Genomic DNA, 16,025 nt, shown 5'->3' on the forward strand with positions numbered 1-16,025 from the left:
TAGAAAAAGTAGGTGACTTCTGTGAAACGCGTTTATTTAGATTACGCAGCAACAACTCCTTTACACCCTGAAGTCAAACAAGAAATGATGGAAGCACTGGAAGGGACATATGGAAACCCAAGCAGTATCCACTCCTTTGGCAGAGAAAGCAGAAAACTATTGGATGAAGCTAGAAGCGAAGCTGCACGGAGTATCGGAGCCGATTTTTCTTCGATTATATTTACGAGTGGAGCAACCGAGGCAAACAATCTAGCGATCTTTGGAGTTGCACGGGCTCATGCCCATAAAGGCAAGCATATCATCACGACCCAGATTGAACATCACGCTGTTTTACATCCAATGGAGGAGTTAGAAAAGGAAGGCTTTGAAGTGACCTTTCTCCCTGTGGATGAGTCGGGAGTCGTTTCTGTCGAAGCAGTTGAAGAAGCCCTTCGACCGGATACAATTTTCGTCTCCATCATGCGGGTAAACAACGAAACTGGCATGCAACAACCGATTGAGGCTATTGGTGAACGTTTAAAAGAACACCAAGCTATTTTCCATACGGATGCTGTACAAGCGTACGGACTGGAAAAACTTGATGTGACTGCACTCAATGTTGACCTTCTATCTGTTTCATCGCATAAAATTTACGGACCAAAAGGAATCGGATTTTTATATCGAAATGATGATATTCATTTGGCTCAACAAATTTTCGGCGGGGAACAAGAAAGAAAGTGGCGATCCGGTACAGAAAACATGCTTGGGATTGTAGGGTTTAAAAAAGCTATTGAGTTGTTGGAGAAAGAACGAGAAGATCGAATGACTCATTATCAAAGGCTCAGCGAGAAATTCATTGCTGGATTGAACGAACTTTCCATCGATTATCACATGAATGGAAAAAAAGAAGAGCATATGCCAAATATCTTGAACATTAGTTTTCCGGGTGTGGAAGTAGAAATGTTCTTGACGAATCTAGATTTAGAAGGCATTGCGGTTTCTTCCGGTTCTGCTTGTACTGCCGGTTCGATTGATCCATCACATGTATTAAAAGCAATGTATGGTGAAAAAAATGACCGTATATATAATTCCATTCGCTTTAGCTTTGGAATCGAAACGAGCGAGGAAGAAATTCAGTTTTGTGTTGAAAGAATCAGCAAAATCTTAAACAGGTTATTGCCAAATCATACAAGAGGTTAGGTGGTGAAAAAATGAAAAAGCCAGAAGACACAAGAGTAGTGGTCGGTATGTCTGGAGGCGTCGATTCATCTGTTACTGCGTTGCTTTTGAAACAACAAGGTTATGATGTCGTAGGAATTTTCATGAAAAACTGGGATGACACAGATGAGTTTGGTGTATGCACAGCGACGGAAGATTACGAAGACGTTGCACGTGTTGCTAACCAGTTAGACATTCCGTACTACTCCGTAAATTTTGAAAAGCAATATTGGGATAAAGTGTTTACCTACTTTTTAGATGAATATAAAGCGGGACGAACGCCGAATCCGGATGTCATGTGTAATAAAGAGATTAAATTCAAGGCTTTCTTAGACCATGCAATGGGGTTAGGAGCAGATTACTTGGCGACTGGGCATTATGCCCGTGTCAGTGAAATAGATGGTCAAGCACAAATGCTTCGCGGAGTTGATTCAAATAAAGATCAAACGTATTTCTTGAATCAAATACCGAAAGAAATACTCCCGAGACTGATGTTTCCATTAGGAGAGCTTGATAAGTCTGAAGTCCGTGAAATTGCCAAAAAACATGATTTAGCAACTGCAACAAAGAAAGACAGCACAGGAATTTGTTTTATTGGCGAAAGAAACTTCAAAGAGTTTTTGAGTGAATACCTACCAGCTAAACCAGGTGAAATGCAAACATTAGAAGGTGAAGTGAAAGGTAAACACGACGGATTAATGTATTACACAATCGGTCAAAGACAAGGTCTTGGAATCGGTGGTGCAGGTGACCCTTGGTTTGTCATCGGAAAAAACTTAGAAGAGAATATTCTCTATGTAGGACAAAGCTTTAACAACGAAGCGCTTTATTCAGATTCTTTAGAAGCTGTTCACTTGAATTGGTTAGCGGATATTGATTTAAGTGCGCCTATTGAGTGTACGGCCAAATTCAGATATAGACAGGAAGATTATGCCGTTCGTGTCGTCGTGGATTCGGAGAAAGATCAGGCAGAAGTCATCTTTAAAGAACCTCAACGAGCGATTACACCAGGTCAAGCAGTCGTTTTCTATGATGGCGAACGTTGCTTAGGTGGCGGAACCATCGATCGCGCTTTTAAAGACGGTAAACAACTAACATATCTAGCTTAAAAGTCAGCACATTTATTGTGGTGGCTTTTTTGCCAGATAAACGATTGATTCAATAGAAGGATATTGATAAGAAAATACATACTTTTATAACGAAAATATTTTCTTCGCATTACTTCTACGATACGATAGAATAAAAAGACGATCAACGAATTAACCGAAAGGAGTCAACCTGATGAACTTAATTGAAAAAGGAATCGAACATATGCAAGCGAATGAGCTAGAAGAAGCCGCTAATACATTCAATCAATACATCGAAGAAAATCCAACAGATCCAGTAGGCTTTATCAATTTCGGAAATCTATTAAACCATGTAGGTGAATATGATAAAGCACAAAATTTCTTTAATCGTGCGATCGAAATTGATTCTAAATCAGGAACCGCTTATTACGGCCTAGGTGTGCTCCATTTCGAACAGAAAAATTACCAACAAGCCGCAAAAGAATTTCAAAACGCGGTTCGATTTGGATTAGATGATGCAGATGCTTATTATATGCTCGCTGTTTCTTTGAGAAATCAGCAAAACGAAAAGCTGGCGCTTCCATTCTTTCAACGAGCAAGTGAGTTGAAAAAGTCAGACACAGAAATTCAGTTCCAGTATGGCTTAAGCTTAGCTTATAATGAGCAGATCGACCATGCACTGAATCAGTTGTTGTATGTCACGGAATTGGATGACCAACATGCAGATGCACTTTATAATACGGCTGTATGTTATTTGCATAAGGAGCAGCCGAAGAAAGCTTTAACTTTTTTCAAAAAAACTCTCGATGCACAGCCAGACCACATGCTTGCGGCAGATGGTAAAATTAAAGTCGAAGAATATTTGAGTGAAGGGTAACTCAACTGGATCGTTGAAGGAGATAGATGGAATGACTGATCAACTTTATATCAAAGGCCAATTGAATCATATGATTTTTCATAATGCCGAAAAACAATTTTCCATCGCATCGATCAAACTGGATGAAACGAATATAGACTTAAAAGAAGATGAATTTGTTGTTAAAGGTCATTTTCCGAAACTTACGTATGGAAACGATTATATATTTTACGGCAAAATGGAAAGTCATCCTCGATTTGGTGATCAATTTCATGCCTTCACGTATGAGAAAGAGTTGCCGAAAACAGAGGAAAGCTTAATCCGCTATCTCTCAAGCGATTTATTTTATGGGATCGGATTGAAAACAGCACAAAAAATTGTTGGTAAGTTGGGAATCGATACCGTCGAAAAAGTGCTCAGGGATGAAACAGTTTTAGATGGCATTGTGTCGTTGAAAACAGAAACAAAGCAGCAGTTTATTCAAGACTTACGACTTCATCAAGGTTTCGATCGTGTCACCGTTGAATTATCCAAATACGGAATAGGACTGCAGCTTGCGCAAAAAATTTATGCGTTACATCAAGAAAAAACCTTGGACGTATTAACAGAAAATCCCTACCAACTTGTATTCCAAATTGAAGGGTTCGGTTTTCAGCGTGCAGATGAAATTGCCCAGCAGATTGGAATCCGCAATGATCATCCAACACGAATTCAAGCAGGTATTTTGCATGTGTTGGAAGAAGAGTCACTCAACGGTCATGTTTTCGTCTACGAAAATTACTTGATTCGTCAGGCAACGGAATTATTATTTTCGCGTGGAGCACAAGTTGGTTTTTCATTTCAAACCTTTTTTCAATCACTAATCGAAGAATCTTTACTTGTGAAAGAAGATGATCGGATATATCTCCCTCAGCTTTACTTTGCAGAAGAAGGAATTGCGTCTCAATTAGCTCGAATCCAAGAGGTAAAAGAGGATACATCCTATGAAGAAAGCGAACTGTTGAAATTCATTGGTGATTTAGAAGAGCGAGAAGGTATTTCATACGGTGAAGAACAATATGAAGCGATCAAGATGGCTTTGGATGAAAAAGTCATGATATTGACTGGCGGTCCAGGCACTGGTAAGACGACCGTTGTAAAAGGTATCTTGGAGAGCTACCAAAAACTGTGTGATAAAGAGAAAACAATCAAAGATTCCGATTACTTGCTATGTGCACCGACAGGCCGAGCTGCCAAGCGATTGAGTGAATCGACAGGGATGAAGGCGAAAACCATCCACAGTTTGCTCGGTTGGAGCGGAGAGAGTGAGTTCGAGTATGATGCTGGTAACCAACTGGATGGAAAGTTAATCATCATCGATGAATTTTCGATGGTCGATGTTTGGCTTGCCAATCGGTTGGTCAAAGCTATACCTTCTTCGATGAAAGTCATCCTTGTAGGGGATGAAGATCAATTGCCCTCCGTCGGACCAGGTGAAGTACTGTCTGATTTATTGAAGTCGGATTGCATTAAAGTGGCCAGATTGGAAGAAATCTATCGACAAAAAGAAGATTCATCGATTATTAAGTTAGCACATGCGATTAAAAATGACCGTTTAGAAGAACTCGATTTATCGAAGTCCAGTGACTTTAATTTTTTCCCGACATCAACTGAAAACACAGGAATCGTCATTGAAAAAATAGTCGAGCGTGCATTGGCAAAAGGATATACGCAACGGGATATACAAGTATTGGCCCCTATGTACCGATCGAAAGCGGGTATTCATGCATTAAATGAAACGTTGCAGCAGCTGTTTAATCCGCCTTCTCAGCAAAAACGAGAAATCAAGCACTTCGATTCGGTCTATCGATCCGGGGACAAAGTGATTCAACTCGTTAATCAACCAGAAAAGAAAGTGTTTAACGGAGATATCGGAGAAATCAGAGCCATTAAAAAACCAACGGAAACGGAAACGAAAAAAGAAGAAATGATTGTGGACTTTGAAGGATTAGAAGTTTCATATACACGGCAAGATTTCAATCAGTTGATGCTCGCTTACGCCATTTCGATCCATAAATCACAAGGCTCGGAATTTCCAATTGTGATCATTCCAATTGTTCGCTCTTTCAGAAGAATGCTCGTCAAAAATTTAATTTACACAGCGATCACCCGAGGAAAGTCATCACTCATTATTTGTGGTGAATATAATCAATTCATGGATGGGTTGAAGCAGAAGAACTTTTTTAACCGTAATACGACGTTAGTCGAACGGCTTAAGTATGTTTGGGGAATGAGTGTAGAAGAAATCGATCGTAATGACGCGACGGAAGTCAATCACTCATCAAAAGAACTGGGTAGGACGCAAGAAAAAGCACAACCTACTAAAACGACCGAAGCAAATGATGTGAAAACGGAGAACAATACAGAAGATGATTTTGAAGGCCTTCCGTTAGAAGATGCCGAAAAACATGATGATGATTTATCACCCTATGATTTTATGGAATAATATGATACAAACGTTGTGTCATAATGAAGTTGAGTATTGAAGCGGCAAACGATTGAATTTAAAATGCATAAATTGGGCGCTCATAACAAAAAATGAGAGGAAAATACAAAGGAGTTATTTTCCATGAAATGCCCAAATTGTCACACACCCAACATAGGACTGATCAATGAAGGACGATTTTATTGCTGGAATTGCCTCGTAGAAGTCAATCAGAACCAACAATCAAGAGAAATGGTCAGCCAATTGCACCAACCTGAGTATTTTTTAGAAGATTTATTTTCTGATGAATGATAGTAGAAATTGACAGCCTTATAGAGATTCAATATAATAACGACAGAAGCAAAAATTCACGAAATCGATGAAGGAAACGAGTAAATGACAGAATCACTTCAAGAGAGGCGTCTTCCTGGCTGTAAAAGACGCTAAGTGAATGTCATTGAACGCTATTCCAGAGAGCGGCTAATCCCCGCCGGTCCACTCCGTTACGGTGTTTGAGCTGATAGGCTTTATTTGGTTATCATTCTGAATGGGAAGAATTGACCAAGGCAAAGTCTATAATCAGGGTGGCACCGCGGATAACCGTCCCTACATCATACTGTAGGGGCTTTTTTGTATTTGGCTCAGTTAAACGTACGTATTAAATTCTTAATATCGAATGAAGCCGCTGAAAAGTCGAGTGAAGCCGCTGAAAAGTCGAGTGAAGCCGCTGAAAAGTCGAGCGAAGCCGCCGAAAAGTCGAACGAAGCCACCGATAAATCGAGCGAAGCCGTCGAAAAAACGAGCGGAGCCGTCGAAAAAACGAGCGGAGCCGCTGAAAAATCGAGTGAAGCCGTCGAAAAGTCGAGCGAAGCCGTCGAAAAGCCGAGCGAAGCCGTCGAAAAATCGAGCAAAGCTGCCAAAGAGCAACCACAGACGTTAACAATGCTTTATATTTTAAATGAGAATTTTTAAGGAGGAAAAACGATGAAAATACTGACATCAAGTGAAGTACGACAAATGTTTTTGGACTTTTTTCAAGAGAAAAAACACTCGGTGGAACCTAGTCAATCATTGGTTCCCCATGAAGACCCGACTTTATTATGGATTAATAGTGGGGTTGCAACGTTAAAAAAGTATTTTGATGGACGAGTCATTCCGGATAATCCAAGAATCGTCAATGCTCAAAAGGCTATCCGAACAAATGATATTGAAAACGTTGGATTTACTGCTCGTCACCACACATTTTTTGAAATGCTCGGCAACTTTTCCATTGGTGAGTATTTTAAAGAAGAAGCGATTGAGTGGGCATGGGAATTTTTGACGAGCAAGGATTGGGTTGGATTTGATCCGGAAAAATTATCGGTAACAGTTCACCCAGAGGATGAGGAAGCATATAAGATCTGGGCAGAAAGAATTGGCCTGCCTGTAGAGAGAATTATTCGTATTGAAGAAAACTTTTGGGATATCGGTGAAGGTCCAAGTGGTCCAAACTCAGAAATCTTTTATGATCGTGGCGAAAAATATGGAAACGATCCAAAAAATCCAGAGTTATATCCAGGCGGTGAAAATGAACGATATTTGGAAATTTGGAATTTAGTCTTTTCTCAGTTTAACCATAATCCAGACCATACGTATACACCATTACCGAACAAAAACATTGATACAGGTATGGGCTTGGAACGGATTGTTTCTGTCATACAAGATACACCTACGAATTTTGAAACGGATCTATTTAAACCGATCCTTGAAAAAATTGAAGAAATCAGTGGGAAAACATATGGTAAAGCAAAAGAAGTCGATACAGCATTTAAAGTCGTCGCCGATCATGTAAGAACCGTAGCATTTGCGATTGGAGATGGAGCGTTGCCTTCAAATGAAGGAAGAGGTTACGTTTTAAGAAGACTATTAAGAAGAGCGGTACGTTTTTCGAAAGAACTGGGTATGAACCAACCGTTCATTTATCAGTTGGTCGAAGTCGTTGCAGATATTATGAAGGACTTCTATCCAGAAGTCAGTGAGAAAAGTGACTTCATCCAGAATGTCATCCGGAAGGAAGAAGAACGTTTTCATGAAACGCTTCAAGAGGGACTTGCGATTTTAGAAAAAATAATGAAACAAGAAAAAGAAAAAGGAAGTTATATCTTCCCTGGTAATGAAGTGTTTGTTCTTTATGACACGTATGGATTTCCGAAAGAACTGACTGAAGAATATATCCAAGATGAAGGCTTTCAAATAGACGAAGCAGGATTTGAAAAAGAAATGGCAGCACAGCGTCAACGTGCGCGGGCAGCTCGACAAAACGTTGACTCCATGCAGGTTCAAGACCAAGTACTAAGAGAAATCCATGTAGAAAGTCAATTTACAGGCTATGAACAATTAACTATTCAATCTACCGTCGCAGCATTAATTAAGGACAGACAAGAAGTTCAAGAAGTAAACCAAGGTGATGAAGCCTATTTATTTTTGAAGGAGACACCTTTTTATGCAGAGAGTGGCGGTCAGGTTGCGGATGAAGGAATCATCCAATCAGAAAACGGAAAAGCTTCTGTATTGGACGTTCAAAAAGCGCCAAATGGACAACATCTACATCGCATTAAAGTAGAGGAAGGTAGATTGAGTAATCAGGAATCTGTAAAAGCGACAGTCGACCAGCAGAAACGGAAGAAAGTGATCAAAAATCATACAGCTACGCACCTATTGCATCAAGCGCTAAAAGATGTACTAGGCGATCACGTCAATCAATCAGGGTCACTTGTTGCGCCCGGTCGTCTACGATTCGACTTCTCTCATTTCAATGCTGTTACGGAAGAGGAATTGAGTGAAATCGAGAAAAACGTGAATGAAAAAATTTGGGATTCCATCAACGTAGGCGTCAGTTATCATGACATTCAAGAGGCTAAAGAAATGGGTGCAATGGCGCTTTTTGGTGAAAAATACGGAAAAGAAGTTCGTGTCGTTTCGATTGGTGAATATAGTCTCGAGCTATGTGGTGGTTGCCATGTGCAAAACACAGCTGAGATTGGCTTATTTAAGATTATTTCAGAGTCGGGAATAGGTGCTGGTACGAGACGTATTGAAGCAAAGACGAGCAAAGGTGCTTATGAATTTTTTGAAGAGAAAGAATCCCAATTACAACAGGCAGCAACCTTGTTGAAAACGAAGGAAGATCAAGTTCCACAACGAATCGAATCATTGTTTACAGAAATGAAGTCAATACAAAAAGAAAACGAATCATTATCTGCCCGTCTAGCAAATGCTGAAGCAGCTGACTTAATCGAACAAACGGAAAATATTGAAGGTGTTCCACTCTTGGCTGCAAAAGTTAATGTGAAAGACATGAATGCACTCAGACAAATGGTAGATGAGTTTAAACAGCAATTGACTTCAGGAATCATCCTGTTGGCAATCGAAAACGGTGAAAAAGTACAACTTGCCGGCAGTGTCTCGGAAGATTTAGTTAAAAAAGGTTACCATGCAGGAAATATGGTTAAACAAGCAGCAAGTATTTGCGGTGGCGGCGGTGGAGGCCGTCCAGACATGGCTCAAGCAGGCGGAAAAAATCCTGAAAAAATCAATGAAGCACTGGAATCAGCAAAAGACTATATTAAAAATGTTTCTTCTTGAATACATTTACGTTTATAATGAGGGTAAGTAGAAGTGAGGGGGATCAATTATGGATAATCAAGATCATACGATGAAGTTCCAGTTTTCTGATGACTCTCAAGAACAAGTCGTAAATGAAATTTTACATTCGGTGTATGAATCACTTGAGGAAAAAGGCTATAATCCAATCAATCAAATTGTTGGCTATCTATTATCAGGGGACCCTGCTTACATCCCCCGTCATCGAGATGCACGGAATATGATCCGCAAAGTTGAACGAGATGAGTTGATTGAGGAAGTGGTCAAGCATTACTTAAAAACGAATAAAGAGGATCATCGATGAGGATATTAGGATTAGATGTGGGGGAGAAAACCATCGGCGTAGCTGTTTCTGATGCCCTACATTTTACGGCTCAAGGGATTGAAACAATTTCTTGGGATGAAAAAGCGGGTTTTGACCAAGTGTTTTCGAAATTGGAATCAATCATCAAAGAACACGAAATCAATAAAGCCGTCGTCGGTCTTCCCAAGCATATGAATGGAACGATCGGCGATCGTGGAGAGGCATCGAAGCGTTTTGCCACGTTTCTTGAAGATGAACTTGGTATCGAAACGATCTTATGGGACGAACGGTTGACGTCGATGGCTGCTGAACGTGTTCTTCTTGAAGCGGATATGAGTCGCAAAAAGAGAAAAAAAGTCATTGATAAAATGGCAGCCGTGTTGATCCTACAAGGTTATCTGGATCAATCCAATTAAAAAGGAGTGTTGAAAATGGAAGAGAAAGAACGAATTATTATTCCAGACGAAAATGGTGAAGAACATCTATTTGATGTGTTGTTCTCGTTTGATGTAGATGAAACAGAAAAATCGTATATCGTCGTTGTTCCATCTGACCAAGTGGATGAAGACGAAGTGGAAGTTTATGCGTTTCGTTACGAAGAAAACGGTGAAAATGAAGATGACATGGCACTATTTGAAATCGAAACAGATGAAGAGTGGGAAATGGTTGAGGAAATGCTCGCGACTTTCTCAGAAGAAGAAGATACAGAGTAAATTAGTAACATTGTTTTAGCAAAAAAGCCGCGTCCATGATGGACGCGGCTTTTTTCTAAATCCACTTACATGATTTTTAATGAATCTCACCCTCTAAAAACGTGTTTACATTCGTCATAAAAAATAATATTTAGACAAATTTTATGGAATCTCTATTGAAATTATAGAAATTATTCCATGAATACTTTATAATGAAGCGGGTAGATAGGGGGAAGAGAAATGTCAACTTCCAATGATGATTCAAAATTAACCTATAAAGATGTAAAGAAAAAGCGAATAGGTGAAGCAAAGGTTGCACGGAAATGGATTGTTACCATCCTTTTGATCGTGGTGATCGTGTTAATCATTGGTGGGCTGTCTATTTATAACTACATAGACGAAGGGCTGAGTCCAGTCGATCCAGATAATAATGAGATTATCGAAGTGGAAATTCCGTTAGGGACAAGCACGGAAGGGATTGCCAGCATCCTTGAAGAAAATAACATCATCAATAATAGTTTGATCTTTCGGTTGTATGTGAAGTTTAAAAACGAATCGGGCTTCCAAGCTGGAGAATATTTATTGGCTCAAAATATGAAGCTTGATGAAATTACCGAAACGTTAAAAACAGGAAAGATTCTCGTCGATCCATTGTATACGATAACGATTCCAGAAGGGTTCACAGTGGAACAAATTGCTGCCCGGTTGGGTAAAGAGACGCCGATCGATGAAGATGAGTTTTTAGATAAAATGCAAGATCGAGATTATATCCAATCACTCATCGGTCAATATCCGACAATTCTTGGAGAAGATATTTTACAAGAAGAAATCAGATACCCGTTAGAAGGTTATTTGTTCGCCATTACGTATCCGGTCTATCAAGAAAATTTAACGGTTGAAGATATTGTTAACAAGATGTTGACCGAAACATCCAATCAATTACAACCTTTTATGACACAAATAGAAGCATCGGACTTCAATGTGCACGAAGCGATTACGATGGCATCCCTGCTCGAGCGTGAAGCTGTCGGTAAGGATGATCGTAAAATGATTTCTGGCGTATTCTATAACCGATTAGAAGAGGGCATGAAGTTACAAACTGATCCAACTGCGTTATATGCTCACGGTGAACATAAAGAACGCGTATTGTATTCCGATTTGGAGATTGAATCTCCATATAACACCTATCATATTCAAGGGTTACCGATTGGACCGATTGCCAATTTCCATAAGAATTCGATGGAAGCGGCATTAAATCCAGAGGACCATGAATATCTCTATTTCGTTGCGTCTTATGAAGGTGAAGTTTATTACGCAGAGACTTATGCGGAACATGAGCAAAATATCCAAGAATATCGTCCGCCGAAAGATTAATGGATCAATTGATCGGGAGCGCCTGCTATTCGCGTTCCCACCTTTTTTTATGATAAAATAGCAAAATTGAAGAATAATGCACCGTTGGAGGAAAGTCATGCGTGCTTCACAAAAATATATCCAGTCTTTATATGAAGAATGGGATTCAGACCTTCAAAAGATTGAAGAATATGCAGAAGAACATCAGGTGCCAATTATGGAAATTGATGGCATCCGATTCATCAAGCAATTGATTCGAATTCATCGACCCAAAAAAATACTTGAGATCGGAACAGCAATTGGCTATTCTGCCATACAAATGGCGAAGGTAGATCCGAGTATTCATGTAACAACCCTGGAAGTCGATGAATCTAGGTATCAACAAGCCATCGAAAATATTCAAACGTTGAACTACGAAAATCAAATAAAAGCGTATCATCAAGACGCCCTTGATTTCCTAAAAAGACGTACAGAAGATGAACTATTTGATTTAGTTTTCATCGATGCAGCCAAAGGAAAAAATAAAGAATTTGTAAACTACGCAGATCCTTTCTTAAAAAAAGATGGCTTATTGGTAGTTGACAATGTATTATTTAAGGGATATGTTTCTGGAGAGAATAATGAATCCAGACGGTTATCCAAGCTTGGTTCCAAAATTAGCTCCTTTAATCAGTGGTTAATGAACGATGAACGTTACGAGACGACGATCGTAGAAGTAGGAGACGGAATCGCACTGGCAATCAAACAGACAAACAAGAAAGGAGCTTCGGATTCCCGTGAGTAAGAAACCAATTATCATTGGCGTTGCCGGAGGAAGCGGCTCGGGCAAAACCACTGTAACGAGAGCAATATACGATCAATTTAAAGATACATCCATGTTAGTGATTGAACAAGACTATTATTATAAGGATCAATCACACTTACCATTTGAAGAAAGATTAAAAACAAATTATGATCATCCATTAGCATTCGATAATGACTTGTTAAGGGAAGATTTAAACAAGCTCTTAAATCGACAATCGATTGAAAAACCAGTTTATAATTATGAAATGCACACGAGATCTGACGAAACAATTAGCGTCGAACCAAAAGATGTTATCATTTTAGAAGGAATTTTAGTCCTTGAAGACGAAAGATTACGTGAGATGATGGATATTAAAGTATTCGTTGATACGGATTCCGACCTGCGAATTATCCGCCGAATGATGCGGGACATCAATGAACGTGGAAGATCGATCGAATCAGTCATCGACCAATACGTTAATGTCGTGAGACCGATGCATCTCCAATTTGTCGAACCAGCGAAGAGATATGCAGACATCATTATTCCTGAAGGTGGCCATAATTACGTTGCGATTGATTTACTGACGACAAAAATTAAAAGTATTATTGAAGACAAACATTCATAACAATGGATTAGAAACAAACAGATTAGAAATTAACGAGAGGTGTTAGAAATGGCAGAAGAAAAACAGTTTTTTATGACAGAGGAAGGGAAAAAGAAACTAGAAGATGAATTAAACGAGTTAATTACCGTTCGTCGTCCAGAAGTGGTCGAGCGTATTAAAATAGCTAGAGATTTTGGTGACTTGTCCGAGAACTCAGAATACGATTCGGCAAAAGATGAACAAGCATTTGTTGAATCTCGTATTTCTCAAATTGAGACGATGCTTCGTTATGCAGTGATCATCGAAAACGATGAAAACGTCTCAGACATTGTCCAACTAGGTAAGACAGTTAAATTCGTAGAGTTACCGGATGGTGACGAAGAAGAATATCAAATCGTCGGAAGTGCAGAAGCTGATCCATTTGAGGGTAGAATCTCAAATGATTCTCCAATGGCTCAAAGCCTACTCGGTAAAAAAGTCGGAGAAGAAGTGACCGTCGCTACACCAGGTGGCGAATTAGAAGTTCGAATTACAGAAGTAAAATAACCAAATCATCCATGTATTGTCCTACGCAACGCTGTGTAGGACATTTACATATTATTGAACTGTATACCAAATCCATTTCGTGGAGGTCCGTGTTATGGCAGACGAGTATCAAAATGAACACACAAGAGCTGAACGATTTGAGAAAAGAAGACGAACAACAAAAATGATGAATTACATGTTGATCTTAGCAGGGATTTTAATCCTGTTGCTGATCATGCTATATTTCTTTTCTGGTGATGAAGAGGCTGGGGATGAAGAAACAGAAGAAGGTGTGGAGTTAGAAGATTCATCTGATGGAGAGTCGAATCAAAACGAAGCATCAGGCCAAGAAGAAGAAAATAATGAGTCAACAGATGAAAGTAATGAGGATACACCATCCGACGAAGACCAGTCTACAGACGAACAAGAAAAATCAGATGAGGAAACGAACGAGTCAACAGATGAAAATACAGGCGAATACAGTAACTTTGGAGAAGAGATTGAAGTTGAGCAATCCGATGAAGAGAATGTTATACAAGTCATTAAAGGTGATTGGCCAACATATCCAACCGAACAAGAAGAACCACATTCGATTGATTTAGACAAAGGAAGCCAAGATCGTCAAGAACTGGAAGAAGCTTCAGCTTCAGCGATCAACGGTAATTCCGAAGATATTACCTATTGGTGGTTTGGAAGTGACGGGAATCCGAATTATGTAGAAGCGACGATAGAAAATCAAACAGATGGTGAGATATACCGTGTCCACTTAGAGTGGGTTGAAAATGAAGGATGGCAACCACAACTCGTAAAAGTTTTAGAAGAAAATGATCAAAAACATCGGTTTGAATAGTTCGACGAAGGAGATAGAAAATGAAATACGCAATTATTGGCGCAATGGAAGAAGAAGTGGAAGCAATCAAAGAACGGATAACAATTCATTCATCAACGACTATAGCAAATTGCGAATATAATATAGGTAGCTATGGCGATCATGAAATTATTCTATTACAGTCTGGCATCGGTAAAGTCAATGCAGCTTTATCGACCACCATCTTACATGAACGGTTTAAGCCTGACTATGTCATAAATACAGGTAGCGCCGGTGGAACGGATCCAACCTTGGAGGTTGGCGACATCGTTATTGGTGAGAATATTCTTCACCACGATGCAGATGCGACTGCATTTGGTTATAAATTCGGGCAAATTCCACAAATGCCAGAAGTATTTACTTCAGATGACCAGTTGGTCCAACGAGCAAAAGAATCGATTGAGCGGCTTACAGGCGATTTTCAGAAGGTAGTAGGAATCATTGGTACAGCTGACTCATTCATGTCTGATGCTGAAAGAGTCAGCCAAGTTATCGAACGGTTTCCTGAAGTGAAAGCATTGGAAATGGAAGCAGCTGCAATTGCACAAGTTTGCTACCAATATGGAACACCATTTTTAATCATCCGATCATTGTCTGACATTGCCGGAAAAACGTCTGAAGTCAGTTTTGAAAAATTTCTCGAGAAAGCAGCGGAAAACAGCGCAACGTTCATATTAAATATGCTGTAAGCTAAAACCCTAGATGGGAATCGATTCATAAATCGATCTCCGTCTAGGGTTTCGTTATGTTCCAGGAAGATATCGGTGAGTGGATGAAATACGACCACTACCTGAACAGTCTGTTGGACGATGAATTCGGTCGGTAATCAGGTCACTCACCTTCGGAAATTGGGTATCAAACAGTTTTGTAAGCCGTGTTTTAAGCAGTGAAAATGTACTTTTGATCTTGCTTAGTGGTCAATATCATTTAGGGTTTTTTTGCTTTTTTGCCTTTTCTTTTTCACGATAAAATGCATGAAACATTTTCATTAAAGCTCGTTTTTCGATTCGAGAGACATAGCTACGTGAAATGCCGAGTTCTTGAGAAATCTCTCGCTGTGTGAACTCCTTCTGGTTATTCAATCCATATCTTTTGACAATAACCTCTTTTTCGCGTGGATTTAATAAATGAATATATTGAAAGATTTTTTCAATTTCCATCGTTGTTTGAACTTTATCAGCAAGGTCGGGTTGGTCTGATTGTAATATGTCAATTAAGCTAATTTCATTTCCTTCTTTATCGTTGCCAATCGGGTCTTGTAGAGACATATCCTTATTGCTCTTTTTCGTAGATCGTAAGAACATGAGTATTTCATTGTCGATACATCTCGCCACATAAGTTGCTAGTTTCGTGCCTTTTTCTGGTGAGAAACTCTCTACTCCTTTGATGAGACCGATTGTACCAATGGAAATAAGGTCTTCTTGATCCTCTTTATTATTTTCATATTTTTTTGCAATATGTGCTACAAGTCGTAAGTTATGTTCAATTAGTTTATTTCGGGCATCCAAATCACCATTTTGCCAAAGGTCCAAATACTTCTTTTCATCTTCTTTTGAAAGCGGTTGAGGAAAAATTTGTCCCTTAATATAAAGGGCAAAAAAGTATGGGTGCTGCACGAATAATGAAAGCAGTTTTAAGAAACTAAGCAAAACATCACTCCTGTTGATTA

17 protein-coding genes and 1 other annotated feature are annotated in these 16,025 nt (G+C 39.3%); of the genes, 16 read left to right on the top strand and 1 reads right to left on the bottom strand.

The genetic code is table 11. The features are described 5' to 3' along the window. Positions 1–21 precede the first annotated feature (21 nt). From KQ486_RS06510 to mtnN, 16 genes are all read left to right on the top strand, one after another. Positions 22–1,179: a cysteine desulfurase family protein gene (locus tag KQ486_RS06510; protein WP_144160481.1), complete on the top strand. Its 1,158-nt coding sequence runs from the start codon at positions 22–24 to the stop codon at positions 1,177–1,179. Positions 1,180–1,190: 11 nt separating this feature from the next. Beyond that, positions 1,191–2,306, top strand: coding sequence for a tRNA 2-thiouridine(34) synthase MnmA (mnmA, locus tag KQ486_RS06515; RefSeq protein ID WP_216687102.1), 1,116 nt, complete (start codon positions 1,191–1,193; stop codon positions 2,304–2,306). A gap of 172 nt (positions 2,307–2,478) precedes the next feature. Beyond that, on the top strand, positions 2,479–3,141 hold the full coding sequence (locus tag KQ486_RS06520) for a tetratricopeptide repeat protein (RefSeq protein ID WP_216687103.1): 663 nt from the start codon (positions 2,479–2,481) through the stop codon (positions 3,139–3,141). Between the two features lie 31 nt (positions 3,142–3,172). Further along, the gene (gene recD2 / locus KQ486_RS06525) at positions 3,173–5,605 is read left to right on the top strand and encodes an SF1B family DNA helicase RecD2 (protein ID WP_216687104.1); all 2,433 of its coding nucleotides are present in this window, start codon (positions 3,173–3,175) and stop codon (positions 5,603–5,605) included. Positions 5,606–5,728: 123 nt separating this feature from the next. After that, positions 5,729–5,896, top strand: coding sequence for a YrzR-like zinc ribbon domain (locus tag KQ486_RS06530; protein WP_216687105.1), 168 nt, complete (start codon positions 5,729–5,731; stop codon positions 5,894–5,896). Between the two features lie 58 nt (positions 5,897–5,954). Next, positions 5,955–6,195 (top strand) — a binding site (T-box leader). Positions 6,196–6,220: 25 nt separating this feature from the next. After that, positions 6,221–6,556: a hypothetical protein gene (locus KQ486_RS06535; RefSeq protein WP_144160469.1), complete on the top strand. Its 336-nt coding sequence runs from the start codon at positions 6,221–6,223 to the stop codon at positions 6,554–6,556. A 12-nt stretch (positions 6,557–6,568) separates the two neighbouring features. After that, positions 6,569–9,208 carry an alanine--tRNA ligase gene (gene alaS, locus KQ486_RS06540; RefSeq protein WP_216687106.1) on the top strand — a complete coding sequence of 880 codons (2,640 nt, stop codon included), beginning with the start codon at positions 6,569–6,571 and terminating at the stop codon, positions 9,206–9,208. 49 nt (positions 9,209–9,257) lie between these two features. Beyond that, positions 9,258–9,530 carry an IreB family regulatory phosphoprotein gene (locus tag KQ486_RS06545; RefSeq protein ID WP_216687107.1) on the top strand — a complete coding sequence of 91 codons (273 nt, stop codon included), beginning with the start codon at positions 9,258–9,260 and terminating at the stop codon, positions 9,528–9,530. Continuing rightward, a complete protein-coding gene (gene ruvX / locus KQ486_RS06550; protein WP_144160460.1) occupies positions 9,527–9,946 on the top strand; it encodes a Holliday junction resolvase RuvX in 420 nt (139 codons plus the stop codon). Before KQ486_RS06545 ends, ruvX begins: the two co-directional genes overlap by 4 nt. Positions 9,947–9,955: 9 nt before the next feature. Further along, on the top strand, positions 9,956–10,243 hold the full coding sequence (locus tag KQ486_RS06555) for a DUF1292 domain-containing protein (RefSeq protein WP_144160457.1): 288 nt from the start codon (positions 9,956–9,958) through the stop codon (positions 10,241–10,243). A gap of 219 nt (positions 10,244–10,462) precedes the next feature. Further along, the gene (mltG, locus tag KQ486_RS06560) at positions 10,463–11,596 is read left to right on the top strand and encodes an endolytic transglycosylase MltG (protein WP_144160454.1); all 1,134 of its coding nucleotides are present in this window, start codon (positions 10,463–10,465) and stop codon (positions 11,594–11,596) included. A 97-nt stretch (positions 11,597–11,693) separates the two neighbouring features. Next, positions 11,694–12,359, top strand: coding sequence for an O-methyltransferase (locus tag KQ486_RS06565; protein ID WP_186278523.1), 666 nt, complete (start codon positions 11,694–11,696; stop codon positions 12,357–12,359). Beyond that, positions 12,352–12,984 (top strand): uridine kinase, encoded by a 633-nt coding sequence (gene udk, locus KQ486_RS06570; protein ID WP_144160448.1) that lies wholly within the window; start codon positions 12,352–12,354, stop codon positions 12,982–12,984. The genes KQ486_RS06565 and udk overlap by 8 nt, the downstream gene beginning before the upstream one ends. Before the next feature lie 48 nt (positions 12,985–13,032). Next, a complete protein-coding gene (gene greA / locus KQ486_RS06575) occupies positions 13,033–13,509 on the top strand; it encodes a transcription elongation factor GreA (RefSeq protein ID WP_144160445.1) in 477 nt (158 codons plus the stop codon). Positions 13,510–13,603: 94 nt separating this feature from the next. Then, positions 13,604–14,338: a YrrS family protein gene (locus KQ486_RS06580; protein WP_144160442.1), complete on the top strand. Its 735-nt coding sequence runs from the start codon at positions 13,604–13,606 to the stop codon at positions 14,336–14,338. A 20-nt stretch (positions 14,339–14,358) separates the two neighbouring features. Further along, positions 14,359–15,045, top strand: a complete 687-nt coding sequence (gene mtnN, locus KQ486_RS06585; protein WP_144160439.1) for a 5'-methylthioadenosine/S-adenosylhomocysteine nucleosidase — start codon at positions 14,359–14,361, stop codon at positions 15,043–15,045. 234 nt (positions 15,046–15,279) lie between these two features. Here the strand turns inward: mtnN and sigK are convergent, their stop codons facing one another. Beyond that, the gene (gene sigK / locus KQ486_RS06590; protein ID WP_375713312.1) at positions 15,280–15,987 is read right to left on the bottom strand and encodes an RNA polymerase sporulation sigma factor SigK; all 708 of its coding nucleotides are present in this window, start codon (positions 15,985–15,987) and stop codon (positions 15,280–15,282) included. Positions 15,988–16,025: the final 38 nt, after the last annotated feature.

This window comes from Allobacillus halotolerans, from assembly GCF_018967645.1.
GTDB lineage: Bacteria > Bacillota > Bacilli > Bacillales > Alkalibacillaceae > Allobacillus > Allobacillus halotolerans.